Annotated in this window: 24 protein-coding genes and 1 tRNA gene; 19 read left to right on the top strand and 6 right to left on the bottom strand. The window is 63.6% G+C overall.

Translation table 11 applies throughout. The annotated features are described in order from the left end of the window. Window positions 1-92 precede the first annotated feature (92 nt). A tRNA-Leu gene (locus C8C94_RS09605) sits at window positions 93-177 on the bottom strand. A gap of 19 nt (window positions 178-196) precedes the next feature. On the opposite strand from C8C94_RS09605, the gene rnr reads away from it, so the two are divergent. Next, window positions 197-2,524: a ribonuclease R gene (gene rnr, locus C8C94_RS09600; RefSeq protein WP_121420557.1), complete on the top strand. Its 2,328-nt coding sequence runs from the start codon at window positions 197-199 to the stop codon at window positions 2,522-2,524. Between the two features lie 93 nt (window positions 2,525-2,617). Here rnr and C8C94_RS09595 read toward each other — a convergent pair whose 3' ends face one another. Further along, the gene (locus tag C8C94_RS09595; RefSeq protein WP_121420556.1) at window positions 2,618-3,610 is read right to left on the bottom strand and encodes an alpha/beta fold hydrolase; all 993 of its coding nucleotides are present in this window, start codon (window positions 3,608-3,610) and stop codon (window positions 2,618-2,620) included. A 130-nt stretch (window positions 3,611-3,740) separates the two neighbouring features. Here C8C94_RS09595 and C8C94_RS09590 point away from each other — a divergent pair, with 130 nt between their 5' ends. Then, window positions 3,741-4,481, top strand: a complete 741-nt coding sequence (locus C8C94_RS09590) for an AraC family transcriptional regulator (protein ID WP_121420555.1) — start codon at window positions 3,741-3,743, stop codon at window positions 4,479-4,481. Window positions 4,482-4,484: 3 nt separating this feature from the next. On the opposite strand, the gene C8C94_RS09585 is transcribed toward C8C94_RS09590, so the two are convergent. From C8C94_RS09585 to C8C94_RS09575, 3 genes are all read right to left on the bottom strand, one after another. Continuing rightward, window positions 4,485-6,026 (bottom strand): NAD(P)H-hydrate dehydratase, encoded by a 1,542-nt coding sequence (locus C8C94_RS09585; RefSeq protein WP_121420554.1) that lies wholly within the window; start codon window positions 6,024-6,026, stop codon window positions 4,485-4,487. An 84-nt stretch (window positions 6,027-6,110) separates the two neighbouring features. Further along, a complete protein-coding gene (locus tag C8C94_RS09580; protein ID WP_055398250.1) occupies window positions 6,111-7,343 on the bottom strand; it encodes an FAD-dependent oxidoreductase in 1,233 nt (410 codons plus the stop codon). 52 nt (window positions 7,344-7,395) lie between these two features. Continuing rightward, on the bottom strand, window positions 7,396-8,751 hold the full coding sequence (locus C8C94_RS09575; protein WP_121420553.1) for an amidase: 1,356 nt from the start codon (window positions 8,749-8,751) through the stop codon (window positions 7,396-7,398). Window positions 8,752-8,938: 187 nt separating this feature from the next. Here C8C94_RS09575 and rpsB point away from each other — a divergent pair, with 187 nt between their 5' ends. The 16 genes from rpsB (at window position 8,939) to C8C94_RS09495 (ending at window position 24,276) form a co-directional block, all read left to right on the top strand. After that, on the top strand, window positions 8,939-9,691 hold the full coding sequence (gene rpsB, locus C8C94_RS09570; RefSeq protein WP_055398248.1) for a 30S ribosomal protein S2: 753 nt from the start codon (window positions 8,939-8,941) through the stop codon (window positions 9,689-9,691). Between the two features lie 106 nt (window positions 9,692-9,797). Further along, window positions 9,798-10,724, top strand: a complete 927-nt coding sequence (gene tsf, locus C8C94_RS09565; protein ID WP_055398247.1) for a translation elongation factor Ts — start codon at window positions 9,798-9,800, stop codon at window positions 10,722-10,724. A 56-nt stretch (window positions 10,725-10,780) separates the two neighbouring features. Continuing rightward, on the top strand, window positions 10,781-11,503 hold the full coding sequence (gene pyrH, locus C8C94_RS09560; protein ID WP_008906712.1) for a UMP kinase: 723 nt from the start codon (window positions 10,781-10,783) through the stop codon (window positions 11,501-11,503). Window positions 11,504-11,552: 49 nt separating this feature from the next. After that, the gene (frr, locus tag C8C94_RS09555) at window positions 11,553-12,113 is read left to right on the top strand and encodes a ribosome recycling factor (RefSeq protein WP_094287828.1); all 561 of its coding nucleotides are present in this window, start codon (window positions 11,553-11,555) and stop codon (window positions 12,111-12,113) included. 289 nt (window positions 12,114-12,402) lie between these two features. Next, the gene (gene uppS / locus C8C94_RS09550; protein WP_121420552.1) at window positions 12,403-13,134 is read left to right on the top strand and encodes a polyprenyl diphosphate synthase; all 732 of its coding nucleotides are present in this window, start codon (window positions 12,403-12,405) and stop codon (window positions 13,132-13,134) included. 27 nt (window positions 13,135-13,161) lie between these two features. After that, on the top strand, window positions 13,162-14,016 hold the full coding sequence (locus tag C8C94_RS09545; protein ID WP_121420551.1) for a phosphatidate cytidylyltransferase: 855 nt from the start codon (window positions 13,162-13,164) through the stop codon (window positions 14,014-14,016). Continuing rightward, a complete protein-coding gene (gene ispC, locus C8C94_RS09540) occupies window positions 14,013-15,194 on the top strand; it encodes a 1-deoxy-D-xylulose-5-phosphate reductoisomerase (protein WP_121420550.1) in 1,182 nt (393 codons plus the stop codon). The genes C8C94_RS09545 and ispC overlap by 4 nt, the downstream gene beginning before the upstream one ends. 26 nt (window positions 15,195-15,220) lie before the next feature. Continuing rightward, complete coding sequence (rseP, locus tag C8C94_RS09535) at window positions 15,221-16,585, top strand: RIP metalloprotease RseP (protein ID WP_121420549.1); 1,365 nt, start codon at window positions 15,221-15,223, stop codon at window positions 16,583-16,585. A 45-nt stretch (window positions 16,586-16,630) separates the two neighbouring features. Continuing rightward, the gene (gene bamA / locus C8C94_RS09530) at window positions 16,631-18,928 is read left to right on the top strand and encodes an outer membrane protein assembly factor BamA (protein ID WP_121420548.1); all 2,298 of its coding nucleotides are present in this window, start codon (window positions 16,631-16,633) and stop codon (window positions 18,926-18,928) included. Further along, window positions 18,928-19,449, top strand: coding sequence for an OmpH family outer membrane protein (locus tag C8C94_RS09525; RefSeq protein WP_055398240.1), 522 nt, complete (start codon window positions 18,928-18,930; stop codon window positions 19,447-19,449). The genes bamA and C8C94_RS09525 overlap by 1 nt, the downstream gene beginning before the upstream one ends. Before the next feature lie 24 nt (window positions 19,450-19,473). Further along, the gene (gene lpxD / locus C8C94_RS09520) at window positions 19,474-20,457 is read left to right on the top strand and encodes a UDP-3-O-(3-hydroxymyristoyl)glucosamine N-acyltransferase (protein ID WP_121420547.1); all 984 of its coding nucleotides are present in this window, start codon (window positions 19,474-19,476) and stop codon (window positions 20,455-20,457) included. 16 nt (window positions 20,458-20,473) lie between these two features. Beyond that, window positions 20,474-20,914: a 3-hydroxyacyl-ACP dehydratase FabZ gene (gene fabZ, locus C8C94_RS09515; RefSeq protein WP_010457855.1), complete on the top strand. Its 441-nt coding sequence runs from the start codon at window positions 20,474-20,476 to the stop codon at window positions 20,912-20,914. Between the two features lie 21 nt (window positions 20,915-20,935). Then, window positions 20,936-21,724: an acyl-ACP--UDP-N-acetylglucosamine O-acyltransferase gene (gene lpxA / locus C8C94_RS09510; RefSeq protein WP_121420546.1), complete on the top strand. Its 789-nt coding sequence runs from the start codon at window positions 20,936-20,938 to the stop codon at window positions 21,722-21,724. Between the two features lie 10 nt (window positions 21,725-21,734). Then, window positions 21,735-22,898, top strand: a complete 1,164-nt coding sequence (lpxB, locus tag C8C94_RS09505; protein ID WP_121420545.1) for a lipid-A-disaccharide synthase — start codon at window positions 21,735-21,737, stop codon at window positions 22,896-22,898. Beyond that, window positions 22,864-23,490, top strand: coding sequence for a ribonuclease HII (rnhB, locus tag C8C94_RS09500; protein WP_121420544.1), 627 nt, complete (start codon window positions 22,864-22,866; stop codon window positions 23,488-23,490). Before lpxB ends, rnhB begins: the two co-directional genes overlap by 35 nt. A gap of 12 nt (window positions 23,491-23,502) precedes the next feature. Continuing rightward, on the top strand, window positions 23,503-24,276 hold the full coding sequence (locus tag C8C94_RS09495; RefSeq protein ID WP_121420543.1) for an RNA methyltransferase: 774 nt from the start codon (window positions 23,503-23,505) through the stop codon (window positions 24,274-24,276). A gap of 57 nt (window positions 24,277-24,333) precedes the next feature. On the opposite strand, the gene C8C94_RS09490 is transcribed toward C8C94_RS09495, so the two are convergent. Further along, the gene (locus C8C94_RS09490) at window positions 24,334-25,149 is read right to left on the bottom strand and encodes a hypothetical protein (protein WP_121420542.1); all 816 of its coding nucleotides are present in this window, start codon (window positions 25,147-25,149) and stop codon (window positions 24,334-24,336) included. Between the two features lie 288 nt (window positions 25,150-25,437). Between C8C94_RS09490 and carA the strand changes: the two genes are divergently transcribed. After that, window positions 25,438-26,610, top strand: a complete 1,173-nt coding sequence (gene carA / locus C8C94_RS09485; protein WP_121420541.1) for a glutamine-hydrolyzing carbamoyl-phosphate synthase small subunit — start codon at window positions 25,438-25,440, stop codon at window positions 26,608-26,610. The last annotated feature ends 1 nt before the right edge of the window (window position 26,611 follow it).

Here is a 26,611-nt window from a genome sequence, read left to right as displayed (position 1 = left end):
CAGGGAGGGCAAAACGTATCGGCAAATAAAAAAGCCGCTGTGTGTACAGCGGCTTCGATATTTTGAAAACCATCGCTGGTTCTCGTTAAACTTGGTGCCCAGGAGAGGACTCGAACCTCCACGATGTTACTCGCTAGTACCTGAAACTAGTGCGTCTACCAATTCCGCCACCTGGGCATTTCAGGAAAGTCTAAGATTGTATATCAAAAAAACCACCCCCGGCACGCAGTCCACGCATTTGTCGGACGAGATTGAAGGCAGCGTGCAAGGGCACCGTGATGGACACGGTTTTGTCATCCGTGACGATGGCGAAGGCGACATCTATATCCCCCCGAACGAAATGCGCGCAGTCTTGCACAAGGACCGTGTGCGTGTGCGCATCGTCCGCCAGGACCGCCGTGGCCGCCCCGAAGGGCGTGTCGTTGAAATCATTGAGCGCCCGCCCCAGCCCATCATCGGCCGACTGCTGCAGGAAAGCGGCGTGTGGCTCGTGGCTCCCGAAGACAAGCGCTACGGTCAGGATGTACTGATCCCCAAAGGCGCCACGGGCGCCGCGAAGCCCGGGCAGGTCGTGGTGGTTGAGCTGACAGAACCTCCAGCCTTGTTCGGCCAGCCTGTGGGGCGTATCACCGAAGTGCTCGGTGAAGTGGACGATCCTGGCATGGAGATCGAGATCGCGGTGCGCAAGTACGGCGTGCCACACGAGTTCTCGGCAGAGTGTCTCGCCCAGGCCAAGGAGCTGCCCGACAAGGTGCGCGCACAAGACAAGAAGCGCCGCGTGGACCTGACCGACGTGCCCCTGGTCACCATCGACGGCGAAGATGCGCGCGACTTCGACGATGCCGTGTACTGCGAGCCCGCCAAGGTCGGCCGCAGCAAGGGCTGGCGCCTGCTGGTGGCGATTGCCGACGTGAGCCACTATGTGGAGACGGGCAGTGCCATCGACATCGATGCCTACGACCGCGCCACCAGCGTGTACTTCCCGCGCCGCGTGATCCCCATGCTGCCCGAGAAGCTCAGCAATGGGCTCTGCTCGCTCAACCCCGAGGTAGAGCGCCTGTGCATGGTCTGCGACATGCTGGTCACCGCCAAGGGCGAGGTGCATGCCTACCAGTTCTACCCGGCCGTGATGTTCAGCCATGCGCGCTTCACGTACACCGAAGTGGCGGCCATCCTGGCCAACACGCGCGGCCCCGAGGCCAGCAAGCGCAAGGACCGCGTGAAGGACCTGCTCAACCTGCATGACGTGTACCGTGCGCTGCTCATCGCGCGCCAGGCGCGCGGCGCTGTGGACTTCGAGACCACCGAAACACAGATCGTCTGCGACGAAAACGGCCGCATTGAAAAGATCGTGCCGCGCACCCGCAACGATGCACACAAACTCATCGAAGAGGCCATGCTGGCCGCCAACGTGTGCAGCGCTGACTTCATCGCCCAGGGCGGACAGCCCGGCCTGTTCCGTGTGCACGAAGGCCCCACGCCCGAGAAGCAGGAGATCCTGCGCAACTACCTCAAGGCCATGGCTGTGGGCATGACGATCGGCGACGACCCGAAACCCGGTGACTTCCAGGCCATCGCCACGGCAACCAAGGACCGGCCCGACGCTCAGCAGATCCACACCATGCTGCTGCGCTCCATGCAGCAGGCCATCTACACGCCCGTCAACAGTGGGCACTTTGGCTTGGCGTTCGATGCCTACACGCATTTCACCAGCCCGATCCGGCGCTACCCCGACCTGCTGGTGCACCGGGTCATCAAGGCCATTCTGAGCAAGACGAAGTACGCGCTGCCGTCCTTGCCTACACCCGGCGAAGCCCATGCCAAGCTGGCCAAGCGGTTGGCGGCCCGCGTGGCGGCGCCCGGCACCAAGCCCCGCAAGGATGTAGCACCGCCAAGCCGCGACACCCAGGCCTGGGAGGCCGCAGGCCTGCACTGCAGTGCCAACGAACGCCGTGCCGACGAGGCCAGCCGCGATGTGGAAGCTTGGCTCAAGTGCAAGTACATGCGCGAGCACCTGGGCGAGGAATACAGCGGCGTGGTCAGCGCAGCAACGAGCTTCGGCATCTTCGTCACGCTGGACGCGATGTATGTCGAAGGACTGGTGCACATCACCGAGCTCGGCGGCGAGTACTTCAAGTTCGACGAGGCGCGCCAGGAGCTGCGTGGTGAGCGAACAGGCATCCGCTACGCCATCGGCGCGCGGGTCCGGGTGCAGGTCAGCCGTGTGGACTTGGACGGACGCAAGATCGACTTCCGCCTGGTGCGCGAGGGCGAAGAGTTGCTGGGCCGCGCGTTGAAAGACAAGGGCCTGGGCGCAGAAGGCGCTGGTGGCGCCCGCAAGGCGGGTGGCCGGTCCGGTGGACGCAAGTCCGACAAGGGCCCAACCCCATCTGCCACGGAGCAAGCGGGCCTTTCGCGTGAGCGGGCTGCGCGTTCACCGATCCAGTCTCTGAAAGCATCTGTCAAGAAGGCGGTTGCGGGAAAATCCAGCAAGAGCAAGGCGCGCAAGCCCCGCCGGGGCTGACACAAGCGGGTACGGCGTACAAAATCACGCTCAAGCTATTGCTCACTAATTAATAGCTGCTAACGATTTATGGATAAGCGCTAGCAGCTATTTTTATTGGATTTTCGGCGTGGTCTCGCGCGGGGTCGTGGCCACAACGCCCAAGAAGCGGGCGTACCGCTGCGCCGTCTCTTTGGGCGCCTCCATCATGGGCAGGTGGCCAATGCCGGGCAGTGCTTCGGCATGGGCGTGGGGCAACAGCTTCTGCAAAGTCTGCAGTCCAGAGTGGTCGAACACGCGGTCGCTCTCGCCCCACAGGGCGAGGATGGGGTGGTGCTGCAACGTGCTCAGTCGTTGCTCCAGCAGGTAGCGGTCTTTGAGCTGTGCGTCCCACAGGCGCGTGTTGGAGGTGGCGTTGCGCAGCGCTTCTTGCTCAGACGCATGCAGGATGGGGTAGGGCAAAAAGGGGCGCTTTTCAAACACCAGATCCATCATGGCGCCGAATGCTGCGGCATCGTGGGCTACCAGCGGGCGTTGTCCGGTGTCGATGAGGCGGTCCATGGTGCTGGGCTGGGGCGAGCGAATGCCGTGGGGTGCGCCGATGAACGCCACGCTGGCCACGCGCTCGGGATGCTGCAAAGCAAAGAGAGCGGCGATGGTGCCGCCCATTGAGTTGCCCGCCAGATGCACTTTCGCAAGGCCGAGCGCGTCCAGAAACGCGGCCAGCCGCGTGACGTGGGCGGCGTAGTCGTAGGGCTGGTCGTCCCGCCGTGTGCTCTCGCCAAAGCCCGGGATATCTGGGGCAATCACTCGGTACTGGCCGGTGAGCGGTCGCGCAAAATCCACCCAATGGTCTTTCTCCGCAAAAATGCCGTGCAGCAGAACGATGGGCGTGCCACTGCCGTGGCCCGGCGCGGGGTTTGGGGGCGTGCCGTTGTCCAGGTAGTGGATGGTGTGCATGGCCGCATCGGCGGTTTTTTCTTCCAGGCCGGACAGATGGCGATTGGCGCTGAGCAGCGGCTCTTTGAACAGCGAAGGTGCCCCGTAGTAGAGGCCGACCGTGCCCAGTACCAGAGCCGTTGCGACAGAAATAACGATGCGTTTCAAGAAGCGTTCTCCAAGGATATGGCTGCGTGCATGCCAGGGACTGCTGCTTCAAGCGTCAACGCACGCTCGGCCCCTGGCGGGAGAGGCAAGGCTACGGAGAACGCGGTAAAAAAACTTGTAGGTTTGGGCTATGCCAGCACGCAACACACTGACCCTGGGCACTGACCGGGCGCTCTACGTCGGAGAGATCCCGGCCACGGGCTGGCACTGCCATGCGTCGCCGGTGCTTCTAATGGGGCTCTCGGGTCGGTTCGCGGTGCACTGGGGGGCAGGGCGTGTGGAGACCTGCCACAGCGCGCTGGTGGATGCGGGCGTGGAGCACCTGTTCGACCCTTGCGGCGAGACGGTTGCCCTGGTGTACCTGGAGCCCGATTCGCGCGAAGCACGGGGGTTGCGCGGTCTGTTCCGGCAAGAGGGTGGCGTGGTGCTGGATGTCGCAGTTTCCGTGGGCGCGCGCAGCGCCATGGAGCGTTATCTGCATCACTTCGACCTGCCCGCCTTGCTGCGTTGCCCGCTCGATAGCGAGGTGGCGCCGCTCGATCCTCGCGTTGTCCGCAGCCTGCACGTGCTGCGCCATCCGCAGGCGGGGCGGGTGGCACGGGGTGACCTGGCCTCGGGCGTCCAGCTTTCAGCGTCGCGTTTCAACCACCTGTTTCGCGCCGAAATGGGGGTGAGCTTGCGCACCTATCGGGTCTGGTCCCAGGTGCGGCTGGCGATGGTGGGGCTGGCGGTCAGTCCGCGCCTGACCGACGCGGCGTTGCACGGCGAGTTTTCTGATTCGGCCCACTTCAGCCGCATGTTCCGGCAGACCTTTGGCATGACACCGTCGAGCGTGCTCAAGCCGCTCAAGACGGTGACCTTGCTGGCCTGAGGTTCAGCTTCCGCCCACGCGCCGCGCCAGCACACTGGCCGTCAGCGCCTGGCGCGCTGGCCAATCATCAGCCGCCTGGCCATGCTGGTACACCGCTTCACTCGCAGCGCGCAAGGCGCTGGCGCCGGCGGCCAGGTGGGCGCCCACCATGCCCGCCAGCACGTCGCCCGTGCCCGCCGTGGCCAGGCGCGCGTTGCCCGTGGGGTTGATGGCGGGCACGCGGTCGGGTGCGGCAACCACGGTGCCCGAGCCCTTGAGCACGGCCACGCAGTTGAACTGGTCTGCCAGCTGCTGCGCAGCCCCAAGCCGGTTGGCCTGGACCTCGGCGGTGGTCAGGCCCAGCAGGCGGGCGGCCTCCAGCGGGTGCGGTGTGAGCACCGTGGCTTGCCCGTGCTGGCCGCGCGCCACCACCAGCGCGTGCAAAGCGGCCTGGGTGGCGATGGTGTTGAGCGCATCGGCATCCAGCACCAGTCGGGCCGCGCGGGTGATGACCTCGGGCAGAACGCGTGCGATGGCCTGCCCGCCGCCACAGCCGCAGACCACGGTGAGCTGTTCCAGTGCCAGCGCTTCAAAGCGGCGGAACATCAACTCGGGCTGCTGTGGGTCGAGTTGCTGCTGGCCGTTGTCAAGCAGGGCCACCAGCACCCGGCCCGCGCCGCTGTGCAGAGCGGCCGAAGCTGCCAGCAGTGCGGCGCCCGCCATGCCCATACCCCGCGCCGCCAGTCCTTCGCCGCCCACCACAGCCACGTCGCCATAGCTGCCTTTGTGGCTGGCATGGGCGCGGGGGGTGGGCAGGGCGGGGCCGGAGAGCCAGGCGTTGGGCGGCTCGTACCCGGGTTCTACGCCCAGATCATCCAGCCAGACCTGGCCTGCTGCGTCCCGCCCGGCGGCGGTGAACAGGCCGGGCTTGAGGGTGAGCAGACTCAGCGTGTGGCGTGGCGGGGGTGCTTGGTGGTGCAGGTGGTAGTGCTGGTGGGTTGGGGTGTCGGGCGCAAGGCCTGCAGCAAACTGGCCGGTGTCTGCGTCCAGCCCGCTGGGCAGGTCCACGGCCAGCACGGGGGCCGGGCTGCGGTGCAGGGCTTGCAGACAGGCCTGGAGCCTTGCGTCGGGCGTGCGTGCGGGGCTGTGGGGTGAAGAAGAGACGCCAATGCCCAGCAGCGCATCAATGCACAGGTCGTTGGCCCCCAGATCGCCGGGTGCGGTGTCTGCCCAGACCACGCACGCATCCCGTGCGCGCTGCCACGAGGCCCTGGCATCGGCCGGGGCCGTATCGGGCTGGCCCAGCCAGGTCACGACCACTTTGCGGCCACTGCGCTGCAGGTGCATGGCAGCCTCCAGTCCGTCACCCCCGTTGTTCCCGGGCCCGCAGGCAATCCACACGGTGCGTGCGTGGGGGGCCAGCGCCTGGGCCAATTGCGCCACGGCCAGGCCGGCGCGTTGCATGAGGGTGTGCGGGGGCAGGGCGGCCGCAGCCGCATTTTCCAGGCGGCGGGTGGCGGCTGTGTTGAACAGGGGATAAGGCTGGTGGGCGGTGATGCGGTGCATGGGCTGCAGGGGGCAAGGGCTGCTGCCAGTGGCAGCGCGCCTGCCATTGTGCGCCGACACCCCGTGGGGGCAAAGCGCAGGCTCCTAGAACCGACGCATGCCCAGCCCGTCCAGCGACACCTCGGGCTCGCGCTGCGCGATCAGGTCGGCCAGCGCCCGGGCGCTGCCGCAGGCCAGAGCCCAGCCACTTGCGCCGTGGCCGGTGTTGAGCCACAAGCCCGGCACGCCGCTGGCGCCCACCACCGGTGCTCCGTCGGGCAGCATGGTGCGGGCGCCGCGCCAGATCTGCAGGTTGGATGACAGCTGCACGCCACCGGGGAACCAGTCGTTCAACGTGCGGTACAGGCGCTGCAGTGTGGGGGTGTGGTGCTCGGCATCGGCCCCGGCCAGTTCGGCGCCACCGGCAATGCGCACACGCTGGCCCAGGCGGGTGATGGATATCTGCTGACCCGCATCCACCACGCTGGCGCGCGGGGCGTGGGTGGATTCGCGCAGCGGGGCACTGACGGAGTAGCCATACACGGCCGCCATGGGCAGGTCCAGGCCCAGCGCAGGCAGCAGCGTGGCTGATGCCATGCCCGCGCACAACACCACGGCATCATAGCGGCGCAGCTCCGCTTCGCCTTGCAGCACCACGCCGGTGGGGCTGCTGCCCAGTCGGTCCACGCGGGTGTTGAACACAAACTGCACGCCACCGCCCTGAATACCCTGGCGCAGAAGCTGGGCAAACAGGCGGCAGTTGCCCGCGCGCGCGTCGGGCAAGTGGATGGCGCCTGCCAGCGGCGCCTCGGGCGACAGGCCGGGCTCGATCTGGCGGGCCACATCGGCGTCGATCTCGCGCAAGGTCACGCCGCTGTCGCGCAGCACCTGCAGTGCGGGCTGCAGGCGCGTGCGGTCTTCCTCAGTGCGCAGCAGCACCAGGCGGCCATCGCTGGCTTCGAAATCCAGCTCGTGCTGGCTGGCGATGGATTGCAGGCGCGTCTGGCTGTACTGCGCCAGGCGCTCGACGGCTGTAGCCGGGGCGCTGTGGCTGCGGGCCATGCTGCGCCAGCGGCGCAACCAGGCCCAGTTGGCGAGGGTCAGGCCGCCCGCCATCCGCAGGGTGGCCTGTGCCCCCATCAGTCGCAGCGGCTGGCCAAAGCCCGGCACTGCCCAGGGGCTCAGCAGGTAGGGGGCGAGCAGTCCTGCAGTGGCAAAGCTGGCTTCCTCGGCGGCTGCGCTGCGTTGTTCGAACACCGTGACTTCGTGGCCGTCGCTGGCCAGCTCGTAGGCGGTGGTGACGCCGATGATGCCGGCGCCCACGATAGCAATCTTCATGAATATGGGTATTTTTGGCTTCTGGCGCTTGTTGGTAAAGCGCGAGCAGCTATTATTTTTGTAGTATTTGTTCGATCTGCAGGCTCACGTTGAGCACCGTGTCGTCCCTGAGCGCTCCGTGCCAGACCATCAGCCCGACCGGGAGTTCCCCTGGCACATGGCAAGGCAGCGACAGCGCACAGCCATCCAGCAGATTGACCACGCTGGTGTTGCGCAGCAGCAGGTTGTTGACGCGGAAGAACTCGGCGTCGCGGGCGGCGTCCTGGGCTTTGTCCAGTCCATCGGCCGGTGCGACATCGGCAATGAACGGTGCCACGATGGGAACGGTGGGGGACAGCAGGGCGTCATAGCGCTCCATGTCGGAGAGCATGCGCGCAATCCATTGCTGGCGCGCCAGCATCAGGTCGATGTATTCCCAGGCCATCAGCGTGGCGCCTTTTTCAATGCGCATGCGCACCCGGGGGTCGTAGCGGTCGCCCGCGCGCTGCAGCAGCTCGCGGTGCCAGGCGTAGGCTTCGGGGGCGGCAAAACCATAGGCGGGCTGCTCCAACACGGCGGGCAGGTCGATGGTGTCGATCTGGGCGCCGGCCTGGCGCAAGGCTTCCACGCCACGCTCAAACGCGCGCGCCACGGTGGCATCCAGCCCGTCGAGGAAGAGGGTGGACGGCACCGCCAGCCGGTACTGCGACAGCGGCGCCAGGCTGCGCGTCACGCGCCGGGCGGCCAGCACCTCGTGCGCCACGATGGCGTCGCGCACTGTGCGCGTCATGGCGCAGGCAGTGTCCAGGGTGGTGGACAGCGGCACGGCGCCAGCGGTAGGCACCAGCCGGGCGGTGTTCTTGAAGCCCACGATGCCGTTGAGCGCCGCAGGAATGCGGATGGAGCCACCGGTGTCCGATCCCAGTCCAATGAACGCGGCGCCAGTGGCGACCGACACCCCAGCGCCGGACGAAGACCCGCCGGGCACCCGGGGGGCGCCGGGCACGGCGCCAAAACGGGCGTCCCAGGCAGCAGGCGTGCCGTAGTGGGGGTTGACGCCTACGCCCGAGAAAGCGAACTCCACCATGTTGGTGCGGCCAATCAGGCTGGCACCCGCTGCGCGCAGCCGGGCCACGGCCGGGCAGTCTTGAGCTGCTGCGGGAGCCCCCGCCAGCGCGGTGGAGCCCGCCGGGGTGGGTTGGCCGGCCACGTCAAACAGGTCCTTCACCGACACTGACAGCCCGGCCAGAGGCAACTGGGCCACGCCCGGCTGCACCGCTGTGGTGCGAGCCTCGTCGAACAGAGTTCGCACAAAGCTGTGGGTGTTGGAGGTGGCCTGGGCAGCGTCGATGCAGCGTTCCAGCTCGGCGGGCGCGGTGGTGGCGCCGTCCCGCAGTTGCTCACGGGTGGCGATCAGGTCAGGGAGCATGGGTGTGCTAGAATCTTTGGGTTTTGCTGGGAGCAGTAGCGCAGTGGTGCAAGGTTTGCACAACCAGCGTGGCCGCTGCGGCAAGACCAATCGCAAAGCAGCCCTGTCAAGGTGTTGCGGTGTTCGTGACGATCACGGCACTGCAAATATTGGGGCTGATTTTAGACCTAACCTTTGGAGTATTTTTATGTCCGTTACCATGCGCGAAATGCTGGAAGCCGGTGTCCACTTCGGTCACCAAACCCGCTTCTGGAACCCCAAGATGGCCCCCTACATCTTCGGCCATCGCAACAAGATTCACATCATCAACCTGGAAAAGTCGCTGCCACTGTTCCAGGAAGCCCAAAAGTTCGCCAAGCAACTGGCTGCCAACCGCGGCACGATCCTGATGGTCGGCACGAAGCGCCAAGCCCGTGAAATCCTGGCCACCGAAGCGCAACGCGCTGGCGTGCCTTTCGTGGATCAGCGCTGGCTGGGCGGCATGCTGACGAACTTCAAGACCGTGAAGACCTCGATCAAGCGCCTCAAGGACATGAAGGCCCAGCAAGAAGCTGGCCTCGACAGCCTGAGCAAGAAGGAGCAACTGACGTTCTCCCGCGAAATCGAGAAGCTCGAAAAGGATATCGGCGGCATTCAGGACATGGCTGCTCTGCCCGATGCCATCTTCATCATCGACGTGGGCTTCCACAAGATCGCCGTTGCCGAAGCCAAGAAGCTGGGCATCCCGCTGATTGGTGTGGTCGATACCAACCACTCGCCTGAAGGCATCGACTACGTGATCCCTGGCAACGACGACTCGGCCAAGGCTGTGACGCTGTACGCCCGTGGCATCGCTGACGCGATCATCGAAGGCCGTGCCAACGCCGTGAATGAAGTCGTGAAGGCTGCTACTGCAGAGAGCACCGACGAATTCGTGGAAGTGCAAGAAGCCGCTGCCTGATAGCCCGGCTGCGCGATCCGTCGCGAACAAAAGCGGGGCCCCTGGTGAGCCCCCTTTTTTTTAGCCCGAATCTGAACTGACTGAACTGAACACTGAAGGAACAAAGATGGCTGCAATTACCGCAAGCATGGTTGCTGAACTGCGTGGCAAGACCGACGCTCCGATGATGGAATGCAAGAAGGCGCTGACGGAAGCTGACGGCGACATGGCCAAGGCTGAAGAGCTGCTGCGCGTCAAGCTGGGCACCAAGGCTGGCAAGGCTGCATCGCGTATCACGGCTGAAGGCGTGGTCGCCAGCTACATCGACGGCACCACCGGTGCCCTGGTGGAAGTCAATAGCGAAACCGACTTCGTCTCCAAGAACGACAGCTTCATCGCCATGGCCAACGCCGCTGCCAAGCTGGTGGCTGAGCACAACCCTGCCACCGTCGAAGCCCTGGGCGCGCTGCCCTACAGCCAAGACAGCTTCGGCCCCACGCTGGAAGACGTGCGCAAGGGCCTGATCGGCAAGATCGGCGAGAACATGTCGTTCCGCCGCTTCAAGCGCTTCAGCGGCTCCAACCTGGCTGCCTACCTGCACGGCTCGCGCATCGGTGTGGTCGTCGAGTTCGACGGTGACGCCACCGCCGCCAAGGACGTTGCCATGCACGTGGCCGCCATGAAGCCCGTGGCCCTGACCAGCGCTGACGTGCCTGCCGACCTGATCGCCAAGGAGCGCTCGGTCGCCGAAGGCAAGGCTGACGAAGCCAACAAGGAACTCGTGGCTGCCGGCAAGCCTGCACAAAGCGCTGAAATCACGGCCAAGCGCATCGACGGCGCGGTGCAGAAGTACCTCAAGGAAGTCTCGCTGGCCGACCAGGTCTTCGTGAAGGCTGCCGACGGCAAGCAAACCGTGGCCCAGATGCTCAAGGCTGCCAACACCAACGTGAAGGGCTTTACCCTGTACGTGGTGGGCGAAGGCATCGAGAAGAAGGTGGACGACTTTGCTGCCGAAGTGGCTGCCCAGGTGGCTGCTGCCAAGGCTGCTGCCTGATCGTTCCCTGTAACCACCCCACCAAAGCCTCGTACCACTTACTGGAGAAATTTCCCATGTCCAACGCTGCACCAGCCCATAAGCGCATTTTGCTCAAGCTGTCTGGTGAGGCGCTGATGGGGGATGACGCCTTCGGTATCAACCGCGCCACTATCGTGCGCATGGTCGAGGAGATCGCCGAAGTGACCCGCCTGGGTGTCCAGGTGGCCGTGGTGATCGGTGGGGGCAATATTTTCCGTGGCGTCGCCGGGGGCTCGGTCGGGATGGATCGAGCCACCGCCGACTACATGGGCATGCTGGCCACCGTGATGAACGCCCTGGCCCTGGCCGACGCCATGGACAAGCAGGGACTGGTGGCCCGTGTGATGTCCGCCATTGCCATCGAGCAGGTGGTCGAGCCCTATGTGCGCCCCAAGGCGCTGCAGTATCTTGAAGAGGGCAAGGTCGTGGTCTTCGCGGCCGGTACGGGCAACCCGTTTTTCACCACCGACACAGCAGCTGCCCTGCGTGGCGCGGAAATTGGCGCCGAACTGGTGCTCAAGGCCACCAAGGTGGACGGCGTTTATACTGCCGACCCCCAGAAAGATCCCACGGCGACGCGCTACACCAAGCTCAGCTTTGACGAGGCCATGTCCCGCAATCTGGGCATCATGGACGCGACTGCCTTCGCCCTGTGCCGTGACCAGAAGCTGCCCGTGAAGGTGTTCTCCATCATCAAACACGGCGCCTTGAAGCGCGTGGTGATGGGCGAAGACGAAGGTACGCTGGTTTACGCTTGATCACGATGGAAAGGCCTGCATTGCATGCAGGTCGGCCCGAGGAGAAAACATGACGATTGCCGACATCAAGAAGACTGCTGAAACCAAGATGGACCAGTCCATCACCGCGTTCAAGAACAACCTGCAGAAGATTCGCACCGGTCGTGCCAATCCGGCCCTGCTCGATACGGTGCAGGTCGAGTATTACGGCTCCCTGGTTCCACTGAGCCAGGTGGCCAACGTGGCGCTGATCGATTCGCGCACCATCAGCGTGCAGCCCTGGGAAAAGGGCATGGGCGCCAAGATTGAAAAGGCCATCCGCGAAAGCGACCTGGGCCTGAACCCCGCCTCCATGGGCGACCTGATCCGCGTGCCCATGCCCCCCATGAGCGAAGAGCGCCGCAAGGAAATGACGAAGCTCGCGCGCAACGAGGGCGAGAGCGCCAAGATCGCCGTGCGCAACCTGCGCCGCGATGCCAACGAGTCCGTCAAGAAGCTCGTCAAGGACAAGCTGGCCTCCGAGGACGACCAGAAGCGCGCCGAAACCGACGTGCAGAAGTTCACCGATAAGCATATCGCCGAGATCGATGCGCTGGTGGCCGCCAAAGAGCAGGAAATCATGGCGGTCTAGAGCGTGTTATGCGCTTTTACGTACCCGCGTTGGCCCCACACGCAGGTGATCGCAAGGCGCAGTGCGCAGGCAAGGCCCCGGCCTTGGCAAGCGCTGCAGCGCCGCGAGTGCCTGCGTGTGGGGCCAACCCTTTGGGAAAGTCGGGGAAAGGCCCGGCTACGTCGTTGCAAGCCGCTGGCGGTATTCATACCGCGGCGCGTCCTGCGCCTAGTTGCCGGGCCTTTCCCCGACTTTCGCGGGCACTTAAAAGTGCATCACACGCTCTAGGCCCCAGGGCTTGAACATTCACATGGCTGACTCTTCGTTGGTGCCACACCACATTGCCATCGTCATGGATGGCAACGGCCGCTGGGCCACGCGCCGTTTTTTGCCGCGCCTGGCGGGCCACAAGCAAGGCGTGGATTCACTGCGCCGCTGTGCACGCGCCTGCGTGCAGCGCGGTGTGGCTGTACTCACGGTGTTTGCGTTCTCCTCCGAAAACTGGAACCGCCCCGCCGACGAGGTCTCTGGCCTCATGGAACTGTTGGCGATGGCGCTGGCGCGCGAAGTGCCGCAACTCAAGAAGGATGGCGTGCGCCTGTATTTCGTGGGTGAGCGCGCGGGTCTTTCGCAGAAGGTCCGCGATGGCCTGGCGCAGGCAGAAGCCGCTACGGCTGAAAACACCCGACTGGTGCTCAACGTGTGTTTCAACTACGGTGGCCGCTGGGACATTGCCCAGGCCGCAGCGTCGCTGGCGGCACGCGGTGAGCCTATCACCGAGGCCAGCCTGCAGGGTGCGATGGGCATGGCCCATGTGCCCGATCCGGACCTGGTGATTCGCACCGGCGGGGAAATGCGGATCAGCAACTTTTTGCTGTGGCAGGCCGCATACTCCGAGTTTTTCTTCAGCGACCGGTTGTGGCCGGATTTCGATGAGTCGGCGCTGGACGAGGCGATTGCTGCCTTCGGTGGCCGCGAGCGCCGTTTTGGCAAAACCTCCGAACAAATCCTGTCCGCGCATCCCCAGCCGATGCCGGGCTAAGAACCTGAACAGGTTCTGAAAGGCCCCATGCTCAAGCAGCGCGTTATCACAGCCCTTGTCCTGCTGGCCATTTTGCTGCCGGCGCTTTTTTACCCATCTACGGTGCCCTTCACCGTGGTCGTGTTGGTGCTCATGGCTGCGGGTGCCTGGGAGTGGGGGCGTCTGAGCGGTTTTGGCCAGGCCGGCTCTCTGACCGTGGGCGCTGCTTGTGTCGCACTGTGTGCGGGTTCGTGGGCCCTGGGCTGGGTCGATCGTCCGTTGACCGCCCTGTGGGTGGTGGGCGGGGGCCTGTGGGTCTTGGCGGCTGCCTGGCTGCTCAAGGCAGGGGTGCCTGGTTGGTCCCGGATTCCGGGTGGAGTGCGCCTGGTGGCAGGGGTATTGGCGCTGTGGCTCGCTTGGCTCGCCGTAGTGCAGGCGCGCAATGTGGGTATCAATTTTCTGCTGTCGGTGCTGCTCCTGGTGTGGGTCGCAGACATCTTTGCTTACTTCGCTGGCCGTGCTTTTGGCCTGCGCTTCACAAAAGGCAAGCTGGCCCCTTCGATCAGTCCTGGCAAAAGTTGGGAGGGCGTGTGGGGCGGTTTGGCGGGCGTGGTGGTCATGGCCTTCGTCTGGGTCGTGGCCGATGCGCACTGGCAGGCGGCTGTGCCCAGTTTTTACAGCCGAATGGCGCTACAAGGCTGGTGGATGCTGGTGCTTGCCGCGCTGTTCATGGTGGCCATGAGTGTGTCGGGAGATCTCGTGGAGTCCCTCATCAAGCGCAGCGCCGGTGTCAAGGACAGCAGTGGCCTGTTGCCAGGACACGGTGGTGTGCTCGACCGCGTGGATGCTCTGCTGCCCACGCTCCCCCTGGCCATGATGCTCACGAGCCTGACGACTCCATGAAGAAACAACAAATCACCGTCCTCGGTTCCACCGGCTCCATTGGCACCAGCACGCTGGATGTGGTGGCCCGCCATCCCGATCGCTTCGAGGTGTTTGCGCTCAGCGCTGCCACCCAGGTGGATCTCATGCTGGCGCAGTGTGCACAGTTCCGTCCTCGCTTCGCGGTGATGGCGAGCGCGCCCCATGCGGCGCTTCTGGCTGAAATATTAGTGGCCAATAGCCTTCCAACGCAGGTCCTTCAAGCGCAAGATGCTCTTGAATTGATAGCATCACACGATGAAGTAGATGCGGTGATGGCGGCCATTGTGGGCGCTGCGGGTCTCGCACCGTGTCTGGCGGCTGCGCGCGCGGGTAAGAGGTTGCTGCTGGCCAACAAGGAAGCGCTGGTGGTTGGCGGCGGTTTGTTCATGCAGACGGTGCGCGAGGGGCGGGCGACGCTGTTGCCCATCGATAGCGAACACTCCGCCATCTTTCAGTGCCTGCCAGAAGATCCTGCCACTTGGGCGCAACGGGTGGACAGCATTTTGCTCACGGCTTCCGGGGGGCCGTTTCGGCAACGAGACCCGTCCACGCTGGCTGAGATCACACCTGCCCAGGCCTGCGCGCATCCCAATTTCTCGATGGGGCGCAAGATTTCGGTGGATTCGGCCACGATGATGAACAAGGCGCTCGAAGTGATCGAGGCCCGCTGGCTGTTCGATCTGCACCCGGACCAGATCAAGGTGGTGATCCATCCGCAGCAGATCATCCATTCCATGGTTCAGTTCAAGGATGCATCGATCCTGGCTCAATTGGGAACACCCGACATGCGCGTGCCCATTGCCTGCGGCCTGGCCTGGCCGGAGCGCATTGCGAGTGGTGCGAGCAAACTGGACTTTTCGACCCTGTCCGCGCTGGCGTTTGAAGATGCTGATGCCCACCGCTTCCCGGGTTTGCACCTGTCCTGGCAAGCGCTGAAAGCCGCCGAGGGGACGACGGCCGTATTGAATGCTGCCAATGAGGTGGCTGTGGGAGCGTTCTTGTCGGGGCGGCTTCGTTTTGACCATATTCATGCCGTGAATCTTGCAACTTTGGAGGCGGTTTCCCCCTCCAAGCCCAATTCGCTCGAAGCGTTGCTGGACCTGGATAGCCAAGCACGCAATGCCGCTGAGCAAGCCGCAGACCGCCTGGCGGCCTGAGTTTCCACCGCAACACGGACCCGCACATGCTCCTCACCATCGTTGCCTTCATCGTGGCCCTCGGCCTTCTGATTGCCGTACACGAATACGGCCACTACCGGGTGGCCGTGGCGTGCGGAGTGAAGGTGCTGCGCTTCTCGGTGGGCTTTGGCAACCCGCTGCTGCGCTGGCAACCCAAGGGCTCGCCCACGGAGTTTGTCCTGGGGGCGTTTCCGCTGGGTGGATACGTGCGCATGCTGGACGAGCGGGAAGCGCCTGTGCTCCCCGAAGAGCGGCATCTGGCCTTCAACACCCAACCTCTGCGGTCTCGCGCTGCCATCGTGGCCGCAGGCCCTGTTGCGAATCTGCTGCTGGCCGTGCTGCTGTATTCCATCGTCAACTGGAACGGGGTGGAGGAGCCCAAGGCGGTCCTGGCCAGCCCGGTGGCTGGTTCCGTGGCGCAGAGCGCGGGCCTGCGTGGCGGTGAACTGGTCGCGCAGGCAGCATTGGGTTCTGACGACCTGGAACCCGTGCGGTCGTTTGAAGATTTGCGCTGGCTGCTTACTCGCGGTGCCCTGGAGGGGGTGAACGTGCGCCTGGATGTGCAGCCACAGTCGGGGGCTGCACACCGGGAAATTGTGCTGGACATGTCGAAGATCGACAGCCGCGAAGCAGACGCCCAGCTGTTTCGCAAAATAGGCATTCTGGGGCCATGGACACGTCCGGTGCTTGGCGAGGTCATGCCTGACGGAGCCGCTGCGCGCGCCGGATTGCGCCAGGGAGATGTGGTACTCAAGATTGGCGCCATCGATGTGGTGGATGGTCAGCAGCTGCGCGAGTTGATCCGGCAGTCCGTGCGTGGCAGCGAGCCACTGGCCCAGCCTTGGCGCGTGGATCGCGCAGGGCAGGTGCTGACCTTGGATGTTTTGCCGGAGGCCAAGCCGGAACTGGGTGCGACCATAGGCCGCATTGGGGCCTACGTTGGCGCTCCACCAGATTTCGTGACCGTTGAATATGGCGTGTTGGAAGGTGCTTGGGCCGGTGTGGTCAAGACCTGGGATGTGTCGGTATTGACGCTGCGCATGATGGGCCGCATGGTGATTGGTGAGGCATCTCTCAAGAACATCAGCGGGCCCTTGACCATCGCAGACTATGCCGGGCGTTCTGCCAGCCTGGGCCTGACGCAGTACCTCGTTTTCCTCGCCCTGATCAGCGTGAGCCTGGGCGTGCTCAACCTCCTGCCGCTGCCCGTCTTGGACGGAGGGCACCTGATGTATTATCTTTGGGAGGGTGTCACGGGCAGGGGGGTGTCAGACGCGTGGATGGAGCGCCTGCAGCGTGGAGGCGTTGCGGTCTTGCTTCTCATGATGTCCATTGCCCTGTTCAACGATATCACTCGGCTCTTTGGCTAACACTTTTGCCGCGCTTGCCCTGCAACTGCGGCGCCAGCTTCATTCATGAAAAAACACATCAATCGCCTGGGCGTGCGTACCGCATCGGCCGTTGCAGCCATGATTTTTGCCGCCAATGCGGCATGGGCTCTGGAGCCTTTCAAGGTGCAGGACATCCGCGTCGAGGGGCTGCAGCGCGTCGAGCCCGGCACCGTGTTTGCCTCCATGCCACTGCGGGTTGGTGACGACTACAACGACGAGAAGGGCGCAGCTGCCATTCGCGCACTTTTCGGTCTGGGCCTGTTCAAGGACGTGCGCCTGGAGGCGACTGGCAATGTGCTGGTGGTTGTGGTGGAGGAGCGCCCCACTGTGGCCGACGTGGATTTCGCCGGTACCCGCGAGTTTGACAAGGACGCGCTGAAGAAGGCCATGCGCGATGTCGGTCTGACCGAGGGTCGTCCCTATGACAAGGCGCTGACCGACCGGGCAGAGCAGGAGCTCAAGCGCCAGTACATCAACAAGAGCCTCTATGGCGCCGAGGTCGTCACGACCGTGACCCCGATCGAGCGCAATCGTGTCAACCTGACTTTCACCGTGGTCGAAGGCGATCCCGCCCGCATCAAGGAAGTACGCATTGTTGGCAACAAGGCCTTCAGCGAATCCACGCTCAAAGGCCTGTTTGATCAGGACACCGGTGGCTGGCTCAGCTGGTACACCAAGTCGGACCGCTATTCACGTGCCAAGCTCAACGCCGATCTGGAAACCCTGCGCTCCTACTACCTGCAGCGCGGCTATCTGGAATTCCGTGTCGATTCCACCCAGGTCGCTATTTCGCCCGACAAGCAGGACATTTCCATCACTGTCAATGTGACCGAAGGTGAGCGCTATGTGGTGTCTGGCGTGAAGCTGGAAGGCAACTACCTGGACCGTGAAGATGAGTTCAAGTCTCTGGTCACCATTCGCCCTGGTGAACCCTATAACGCGGACCAGGTCACTGAAACGACCAAGGCGTTTTCCGAGTATTTCTCCCGGTTTGGCTTTGCGTTCGCGCGGGTAGAAGCCGTGCCCGAGATTGACCGGGAAAACAACCGCGTTGCTTTTGTTCTGCAGGCGGAGCCCTCGCGCCGTGCCTATGTGCGCCGCATCAATGTGAGTGGCAACAACCGCACACGCGACGAAGTGATCCGCCGCGAGTTCCGCCAGTACGAGGCCTCCTGGTACGACGGTGAAAAAATCCGCCTGTCGCGTGATCGCGTGGACCGCCTGGGCTTCTTCACCGAGGTCAATGTGGAGACCCAGGAGGTGCCGGGCTCTCCAGACCAGGTGGACCTGGTGATCAACGTGGCAGAAAAACCCACCGGATCGCTGCAGATGGGGGTAGGTTTTTCCAGCGCCGAAAAGGTCTCGCTGTCGTTTGGTATCAAGCAAGAGAACATTTTTGGCTCTGGCAACTACCTGGGCATTGATGTCAACACCAGCAAGTACCGCCGCACGCTCGTGTTCAGCACCACCAATCCGTACTTCACGCCCGATGGCATTTCTCGTACGCTGGACGTGTACTACCGCACGGACAAGCCTTACGAAGACCAGGGCGGTAACTACGAGTTGGTGACCACCGGCACGTCGGTGCGATTCGGTGTTCCGTTCAGTGAAACCGATACCGTGTTCTTTGGCGGTGGGCTGGAGCAGACCAAGATCAAGGCGGGGACGAACATTCCCGCCACCTACCTGGCTTATGCCGACCAGTTTGGCTACAGCAGCACCTCCATTCCTTTGACGATCGGTTGGTCGCGGGACGACCGCGACAGCGCTCTGGCACCGAATTCCGGCCGCTATCAGCGCCTCAATTCAGAATGGTCGGTGGCTGGGGATGCTCGCTATGTGCGGGCCAACTACCAGTACCAGCAGTACGTACCGCTGAACAAACGTTTCACAATCGCCTTCAATGGCGAGGTGGGTATCGGCAAGGGCATGAATGGCCGGCCGTTCCCGGTGTTCAAGAATTTCTATTCGGGCGGGTTGGGCTCGGTGCGTGGCTTTGACCAGGGTACCCTGGGTCCGCGCGACGTGACGGGGGCCTCTTTGGGGGGGCCAAAGAAGGTGACGCTGAACGCGGAACTGATCGCGCCGTTCCCGGGTGCAGGGAACGACCGGACACTGCGTGTATTCACCTTCTTTGACGTGGGTAATGTGTACGGAGAAAACGAAAAAGTTACCTTCAGTGACATGCGTTCTTCCGTGGGCCTGGGCTTGAGCTGGATTTCCCCGCTCGGTCCTTTGCGTCTGGCTTTTGCGCAACCGGTGCGCAAGTTCGCCGGCGATAGAATCCAGAAACTGCAATTCCAGATTGGAACGTCTTTCTAATGAAATCCATTTCTCGCCATATCTCTTTGGCTCTGCTGCTTGGCTCCATGGCCGTGGCAGCCCCTGCGCAAGCTCAAGAGTCGTTCAAAGCCGGTTTTGTCAATACAGACCGCATCTTCCGTGAGGCCAGCACTGCCAAGGCTGCACAGGCCAAGCTGGAGCAGGAGTTCTCCCGTCGCGAGAAAGAACTGGTGGACATGGGCAGTACCCTGAAGACCGCCACAGAGAAATTCGAACGCGAAGCCCCCACGATGGCTGAAAGCCAGCGCACGACCCGCCAGCGCCAGCTGGTGGACCAGGACCGTGAATTCCAGCGCAAGCGCCGCGAGTTCCAGGAAGACCTGAGCGCCCGCAAGAACGAGGAACTGTCCCAGGTGCTCGAACGTGCGAACAAGGTCGTCAAGCAAGTGGCTGAAGCCGAGAAGTACGACGTGATCCTCCAGGAGGCCGTCTACATCAACCCCAAGCATGACATCACCGACAAGGTGATCAAGGCGCTGAATGCCTCTGCTGGCAAGTAAGCCACAGCCCTGGACAGGTGGCGCGTGAGCTTGCTTCTTGGGCACATAGTTGATGCGCTCGGTGGCTCGCTGGAAGGAGGTGCGACACGGGATGTCGTCATCTCCCGCATCGCGCCCCTGGAGGTTGCCGGGCCGGGAGATCTCAGTTTCCTGAGCAACCCCCGCTACCAACAGCAACTGGCCGCCTCCCGGGCGGCCTGTGTCATTGTGGCGCCTGCCATGCGCGATGCCGCTCTGGCACGTGGTGCCTGCATCGTGGCGGACAACCCCTACGTGTATTTCGCGCGTGCCACCCAATTGTGGCGGGAACGCAATGCGCCAGCGCAGTGCGCGGGGGTACACGCCAGTGCCGTGGTGGATCCCACGGCACAAGTGCACCCCACTGCGACCATTGGGCCGCTGTGTGTGGTGGAGCGTGGAGCGCAGGTGGGCGCGGGGACCATCCTCAAGTCGCGTGTAACCGTGGGCGAAGGCTGCACCATCGGCGCGCGTTGCATCGTGCACGCCGGTGTGGTGATCGGCGCGGATGGTTTTGGCTTTGCGCCCGAACAAGGGCAGTGGGTCAAGATCGAACAGCTCGGTGCCGTGCGCATCGGAGACGACGTCGAGATCGGCGCCAACACCTGCATCGACCGGGGCGCGCTTCAGGACACCGTCATCGAAGATGGCGTCAAGCTCGACAACCTGATCCAGATTGGCCACAACGTGCGCATCGGCAAGCACTCGGCCATGGCTGGGTGTGTGGGGGTGGCTGGCAGCGCGACCATTGGCGCGCACTGCACTGTGGGCGGCGGGGCGATTGTGCTGGGCCATCTGGAGCTGGCCGACAACGTGCATATCTCGGCAGCTACGGTGGTCACACGCTCGCTCACGCGGCCTGGGCAATACACGGGCATGTTTCCCATCGACGACAATGCGCGCTGGGAAAAAAACGCTGCAACACTCAAACAACTGCACAGCTTGCGGGAGCGCATCAAGGCGCTTGAGCAGGCTCTCAAGGCAGCATGAACGGAAGAACAACTCGATGATGGATATTCACGCAATTCTCAAGCAACTGCCCCACCGCTACCCGTTCCTGCTGGTGGACAAAGTGATCGAGCTTGAGAGCAACACCCGCATCAAGGCCATCAAGAACGTGACGTTCAATGAGCCCTACTTCATGGGGCATTTCCCCGGACGTCCCGTGATGCCGGGTGTGTTGATCCTGGAGGCGCTGGCCCAGGCTGCGGGCTTGCTGGCGTTTGATGCCATGGGCAAGGTGCCCGATGAGAACAATATCTACTACTTTGTGGGCATTGATGGCGCGCGTTTCAAGCGCCCGGTGGAGCCCGGCGACCAGTTGATCCTGAGCATCACCATCGATCGCGTTCGTGGCGGCATCTGGAAGTTCAAGGGCGTGGCCAGCGTGGGCGAAGAGGTGGCCTGCGAGGCCGAACTCATGTGCACCATGCGCAGCGTGGGTTGACCGACCCGGGCCTGTTGGATCGTGAGCAATATTCATCCCACTGCCATTGTTGCGGACGGCGCACGCCTGGACCCTTCGGTCACGGTGGGACCGTATGCGGTTATTGGTGAGCATGTGTCGATCGGTGCGGGCACGACGGTCGGCGCACATTGCGTCATTGACGGGCGCACGACGATTGGCGCCGACAACCGCATCTTTCAGTTCAACTCCATCGGCGCCATCCCGCAGGACAAGAAATATGCGGGCGAGCCTACCGAACTGGTCATCGGCGACCGCAACACCATCCGCGAGTTCTGCACCCTGAACCTCGGTGTGCCCCAGGCCGGTGGCATCACCACGGTGGGGGACGACAACTGGATCATGGCGTACACCCACATCGCCCATGATTGCCATGTGGGCAACCACACCACGCTGGCCAACAACACCACCCTGGCAGGCCATGTCCACCTGGGCGATTGGGTGACGGTGGGCGGGCTTACCGGCATCCACCAATTCGTCAAGGTCGGGGCGCATGCCATGGTGGGCTTTGCCAGCGCAGTGTCGCAGGACGTGCCCCCCTTCATGCTGGTGGATGGCAACCCGCTGGCCGTGCGGGGCTATAACGTGGTGGGGCTGCGCCGCCGCGGCTTCTCGCCTGAGCGCATTGCTGCGGTCAAGCAGATGCACAAGCTGATCTACCGCCAGGGCCTCACGCTGGAGGCTGCACGTGCCGCCATTGCTGAGCTGGTGCAGTCTTCACCGCAGGCCAGCGAGGATGCCGCGATGATGGAGCGGTTCCTGGCCGACACCACGCGCGGCATAGCGCGCTGAGGGCTGGGTGATGGCTGCTTCCCCCCGCGTCGCCATGGTGGCGGGCGAGACATCGGGCGATCTGCTGGCCGGTCTGTTGATCGACGGCATGCAGGCCCATTGGCCAGACCTGCAGACCTGCGGCATTGGTGGCCCGCAAATGCAACGCCGGGGTTTTAATGCCTGGTGGCCCAGCGAGAAGCTGGCCGTGCATGGCTACAGCATGGAAGTGCTGCGCCGCCTGCGCGAGTTGCTGGGCATCCGCAAGCAACTGCGTGAGCGGTTGCTCAAGGACCGCCCGGATGTCTTCATCGGTGTGGATGCCCCTGATTTCAACCTGGGGCTGGAAGCTGACCTGCGCGCTGCGGGCATCAAGACTGTGCATTTCGTGTGCCCCTCCATCTGGGCCTGGCGCGCGGAACGCGTCGAGAAGATTCGTCGCAGCGCTGATCACGTGTTGTGCATCTTTCCGTTCGAGCCTGAACTGCTCGCGCGGCATGGCATCGCCGCCACCTACGTGGGGCACCCGCTGGCGGGTGTGATTCCCATGGTGCCGAACCGTGCAGCCGCCCGTGCCCAGCTCGGGCTGCAGGATACGGACGAAGTGCTTGCCATTCTGCCGGGCAGCCGCTCTTCGGAGATCGCCTACATCACTCAACCCTTTTTTGAGGCTGCAGCGCTTATCAGAAAAGCGCGACCAGCTATTAAATTGATAGTGCCTGCCGTGCCAGCGCTGCGCGAACGCATCGTGCAGGCAGCGCAGGCCGCTGGGCTGGGCGGTGTGGTGCAGATCGTTTCTGGGCAATCCCACGCCGTGCTCGCCGCCTGCGACACCACGCTGATCGCCAGTGGCACCGCCACGCTGGAGGCGGCCCTGTTCAAGCGCCCCATGGTCATTGGCTACCACATGCACCCATTGAGCTGGTGGCTTATGCGCCGCAAGCAGTTGCAGCCCTGGGTGGGCTTGCCCAACATCCTGTGTGGCGACTTCGTCGTGCCCGAGCTGATCCAGGATGCCGCGACACCCCAGGCGCTTTGTGCGGCAACACTCCAATGGCTGGATGCCCGCCAGCACCATCCCGAAAAAATCACGGCCCTGGAGCAGCGCTTTACGGCGCTGCACGAGAGCCTGCGCCGCAACACTCCCCAACTGGCTGCCGATGCGATCCAGAAAATCCTCCGTCCCGCTGCCTGAACAGGCCTGCCTGCCCTGGCATCCGCCAGGCCTTGTGGCCGGCGTGGATGAAGCGGGCCGTGGCCCGCTGGCGGGGCCTGTGGTGGCTGCTGCAGTCATCCTGGACGATCTGCATCCCATCGCAGGCCTGGCAGACTCCAAGAAGCTCACGCCCGCCCGGCGCGAAAAGCTCTACGACGAAATCCGCGCCAAGGCGCTGTGCTGCAGCATTGCCGAGGCCAGCGTGGAAGAGATCGATCAGCTCAACATCCTGCAGGCCACGATGCTGGCCATGCGGCGGGCCGTGATGGGGCTGCGCCTGAAGCCCGTCATGGTCCTCGTCGATGGCAATCGGCTGCCCACGCTCGACATCCAGGCTGAGGCCATCGTCAAGGGCGATGCGCTGGTGCCGGCCATCTCGGCCGCGTCCATCCTGGCCAAGGTGCACCGTGACCGCTGGTGTGTGCAGGTGAATGAAGAATTTCCCCAGTACGGATTTGCGGGCCACAAAGGCTATGGCACGGCGGTGCACATGGCGGCCCTGCGCGAGCACGGCGCGTGCGTCCACCACCGGCGTTCCTTTGCGCCCGTGGCGCAGAATCTGCGCGGCTGAACCTGCCCAACCATGACATCCTCCTCGATCACCACCATCCATTCGCGGGACAACACGTTCGTGAAAGATCTGCGCCGTCTTGCGCAGGACACCACGGCCTACCGCAAACAAGGCCGGGTTTGGCTGGAGGGTGATCACCTCTGCCGCGCGGCCCTGGAGCGTGGCCAGCGCGCATCCATTGCGGTGTTTTCAGAGTCTTTTTGGCCGCTGGCGCAGGTAGAGTGGGTGCAAACTGCTATGAAAATCATAGTAATTGCTGACGCACTGTTTGCCGACATCAGTGGGCTGGAGTCGCCCGCTCGGATGGGTTTCATCATGGATTTGCCCGCGCCCCCTGCGGTGCATCCGGGTGCGGCGACCGTGGTGCTGGACCGTGTGCAGGACGCCGGTAATGTGGGCTCCATCCTGCGCAGTGCGTCCGCGTTCGGGTTCCGGCAGGTGGTGGCCATCAAGGGCAGCGCCGCATTGTGGTCCCCCAAGGTGCTGCGGGCGGGTATGGGTGCGCATTTCGCGCTCGACCTGATCGAGGGCGTGGAGCACGGCGAGCTTCAATCGCTGCAGGTGCCCATGCTCGTGACCAGCTCACACGCCGGAGACTGGCTGCACCGTGCCGCCTTGCCCTGGCCGTGTGCATGGGTGTTGGGCCACGAAGGGCAGGGCGTTTCCCCTGCACTGGAAGAGCGTGCCGCTCTGCGCATCCGCATTGCACAACCGGGCGGCGAAGAGTCGCTGAATGTGGCGGCGGCTGCAGCGATCTGCTTGCATGCGAGCGGCGCCGGGCGCTGAAACCATCGCTTCTTGATCGTTTCCAGCAGATCTCAGGGGGCGGAGCGCCTCACTTTTTTAGAGATTGCGCAGGAACTGGCGCACGAATTCCTCCTGGTTGGGGGCGTCCTTCTCCGTGCTGAACAGCACTTGCTGGTTCTCCACCCGGATTTTCAGCTGCGGAGCGAATTTGCATTGCACCAAGCCCAGGCCGGATGCCGTGCTTTTGAAGGCGGGGGTGTTGCGGCACATGGACTCCAGCTCTGATGCCACCACGCCGCAGAAGCTGCCGATGCTCAGCGACTGGAGTTTCTCGTCGTCAATGGTGGCCCAGTCAACGTTGGTCTTCACTGGCGTACCGCATGCAGCGGTGGCGTCCTGGTCGGCCTTGACCAGTTCGGCCTGCACGCTGGCCAGGCGTTTGTTGCGGTCAAAGCGGGCCAGCTTGTCCTGCAGGCCCTGCTTTTGTTGGCCTTTGTAGCTGGCCAGCAGGTCCGCCAGCTTGAAGGCCTTGCTCTTTTCTTCGCTGAAGGCCAGTGGCACGCCATCGCGCTTGCCTGGCAGGTACACCACATAGTGGTCGCCATTGCGATAGGCCTGGTTCTGCTTTTGCAGCAGACCGTAGCTGCGGCCATCGAGCGTGGTGGCGTATACCTCGCGCGCCGAGCCCCGTTGCTCCAACTGGCTCAGGAAGACGACCTGATCGATGGGGTCGTTGATGCCGCTCACTCGCACCAGGGCCTGCTTGCCGTCTGCGGTGGGGGCCAGCACGACTTCAACGCCCTGGGGTGCCACGAAGACCTGGGGGTATTTCGCCAGCTCCAGGGCTTGAGCGGCCATGGTGGCGCACAGGCCCGCCAGGGAAAGGGCAAGGGGTCGGAGAAAAATGCGCATCGGGATCAGCCTTTGGAGTGGGGGCGGTGGGGAAACGGGGCGAAGTCTAGGGCGCCTGTTGTCCTCTGAAATGCCTGGAACACTTGCTTACGTAACAAGGTTATGCAAGACGCGCATTTGTTGGTGAGCGCGCCATGAAGGATATAATCGGGAGCTTTTCTCGCAACAGCGTCGCCCGACCGCACCCAAAGCAACAACCCATCTGAGAGCAGCCACCAGCACTTGCGTACCTTTGCGTGCACGAGTGGACTGCAGGCGCCGGGCGACCGTAACCATCCGGAGAACCCAGTGCTTTTGTCTCTACAGGGAAACTTCCCGCCCGCCATTCTGGCGCTCGCAGACGGCACGGTCTTTATCGGCAATTCGATTGGTGCCACCGGCACCACCGTCGGCGAAGTGGTGTTCAACACCGCCATCACCGGCTACCAGGAAATCCTCACCGACCCGAGCTACTGCCAGCAGATCGTGACCCTCACGTATCCGCACATCGGCAACTACGGCGTCAATGTGGAGGACATCGAAGCCGACAAGGTCCACGCCGCAGGCCTGATCATCAAAGACCTGCCGCTGCTGGCAAGCAACTTCCGCTCCACGGAAACGCTCTCGCAGTACCTCGTGCGTGAGAAGACCGTTGCCATCGCCAACATCGACACCCGAAAGCTCACGCGCCTGCTGCGCAGCAAGGGTGCGCAAAACGGCACCATCATCGGCCTTGCTGCAGGGCAGCCTGTCACGCAGGCGCTCATCGACGAAGCCATCGCCAAGGCCAAGGCGGCCCCCAACATGGCCGGGCTGGACCTGGCCCAGGTGGTGACCACGGCAGCGCGTTATGAGTGGACGCAGACAGAGTGGAAACTGGGTACTGGCTACGGCGAACTGTCGGCCCCACAGTTTCATGTGGTGGCGTACGACTTCGGCGTCAAGAAGAACATCCTGCGCATGCTGGCGGAACGTGGCTGCAAGGTCACCGTGGTGCCCGCGAAGACGCCGGCCGCTGATGTGCTGGCTCTCAAGCCCGATGGTGTTTTTCTGTCCAACGGCCCTGGCGACCCAGAGCCTTGCGACTACGCCATCGCCGCGACCCGCACGATTGTGGACAGTGGCATGCCCACGTTCGGCATCTGCCTGGGGCACCAGATCATGGCCCTGGCTGCTGGTGCCAAGACCTTCAAGATGACCCACAGCCACCATGGTGCCAACCACCCGGTGAAGGACCTGGACACGGGCCGCGTGAGCATCACGAGCCAGAACCACGGTTTTTCGGTGGACATGGAATCGCTTCCTGCCAATCTGCGCGCCACGCACGTCAGCCTGTTTGACGGCACGCTGCAAGGGCTGGTCCACAAGGACAAGCCCGCTTTCTGTTTCCAGGGGCATCCTGAGGCATCCCCAGGTCCGCACGACATCGCATACCTCTTTGACCGCTTCACCGACGCCATGCGCGCGGCAAAAGCCGGTTAAG

Source organism: Acidovorax sp. 94, assembly GCF_003634645.1.
In the GTDB taxonomy this organism is placed as follows: domain Bacteria; phylum Pseudomonadota; class Gammaproteobacteria; order Burkholderiales; family Burkholderiaceae_C; genus Acidovorax; species Acidovorax facilis.
Note: the sequence above shows the minus strand (reverse complement) of the source record. Positions and strands in the feature narration are given on the sequence as shown.

Coding starts and splice junctions, on each gene's coding strand:
- C8C94_RS09590 (WP_121420555.1), top strand. CDS start 3,741: ATGCCAGCACGCAACACACTGACCCTGGGCACTGACCGGGCGCTCTAC.
- C8C94_RS09585 (WP_121420554.1), bottom strand. CDS start 6,026: ATGCACCGCATCACCGCCCACCAGCCTTATCCCCTGTTCAACACAGCC.
- C8C94_RS09580 (WP_055398250.1), bottom strand. CDS start 7,343: ATGAAGATTGCTATCGTGGGCGCCGGCATCATCGGCGTCACCACCGCC.
- C8C94_RS09575 (WP_121420553.1), bottom strand. CDS start 8,751: ATGCTCCCTGACCTGATCGCCACCCGTGAGCAACTGCGGGACGGCGCC.
- rpsB (WP_055398248.1), top strand. CDS start 8,939: ATGTCCGTTACCATGCGCGAAATGCTGGAAGCCGGTGTCCACTTCGGT.
- tsf (WP_055398247.1), top strand. CDS start 9,798: ATGGCTGCAATTACCGCAAGCATGGTTGCTGAACTGCGTGGCAAGACC.
- pyrH (WP_008906712.1), top strand. CDS start 10,781: ATGTCCAACGCTGCACCAGCCCATAAGCGCATTTTGCTCAAGCTGTCT.
- frr (WP_094287828.1), top strand. CDS start 11,553: ATGACGATTGCCGACATCAAGAAGACTGCTGAAACCAAGATGGACCAG.
- uppS (WP_121420552.1), top strand. CDS start 12,403: ATGGCTGACTCTTCGTTGGTGCCACACCACATTGCCATCGTCATGGAT.
- C8C94_RS09545 (WP_121420551.1), top strand. CDS start 13,162: ATGCTCAAGCAGCGCGTTATCACAGCCCTTGTCCTGCTGGCCATTTTG.
- ispC (WP_121420550.1), top strand. CDS start 14,013: ATGAAGAAACAACAAATCACCGTCCTCGGTTCCACCGGCTCCATTGGC.
- rseP (WP_121420549.1), top strand. CDS start 15,221: ATGCTCCTCACCATCGTTGCCTTCATCGTGGCCCTCGGCCTTCTGATT.
- bamA (WP_121420548.1), top strand. CDS start 16,631: ATGAAAAAACACATCAATCGCCTGGGCGTGCGTACCGCATCGGCCGTT.
- C8C94_RS09525 (WP_055398240.1), top strand. CDS start 18,928: ATGAAATCCATTTCTCGCCATATCTCTTTGGCTCTGCTGCTTGGCTCC.
- fabZ (WP_010457855.1), top strand. CDS start 20,474: ATGATGGATATTCACGCAATTCTCAAGCAACTGCCCCACCGCTACCCG.
- lpxB (WP_121420545.1), top strand. CDS start 21,735: ATGGCTGCTTCCCCCCGCGTCGCCATGGTGGCGGGCGAGACATCGGGC.
- rnhB (WP_121420544.1), top strand. CDS start 22,864: ATGCGATCCAGAAAATCCTCCGTCCCGCTGCCTGAACAGGCCTGCCTG.
- C8C94_RS09495 (WP_121420543.1), top strand. CDS start 23,503: ATGACATCCTCCTCGATCACCACCATCCATTCGCGGGACAACACGTTC.
- C8C94_RS09490 (WP_121420542.1), bottom strand. CDS start 25,149: ATGCGCATTTTTCTCCGACCCCTTGCCCTTTCCCTGGCGGGCCTGTGC.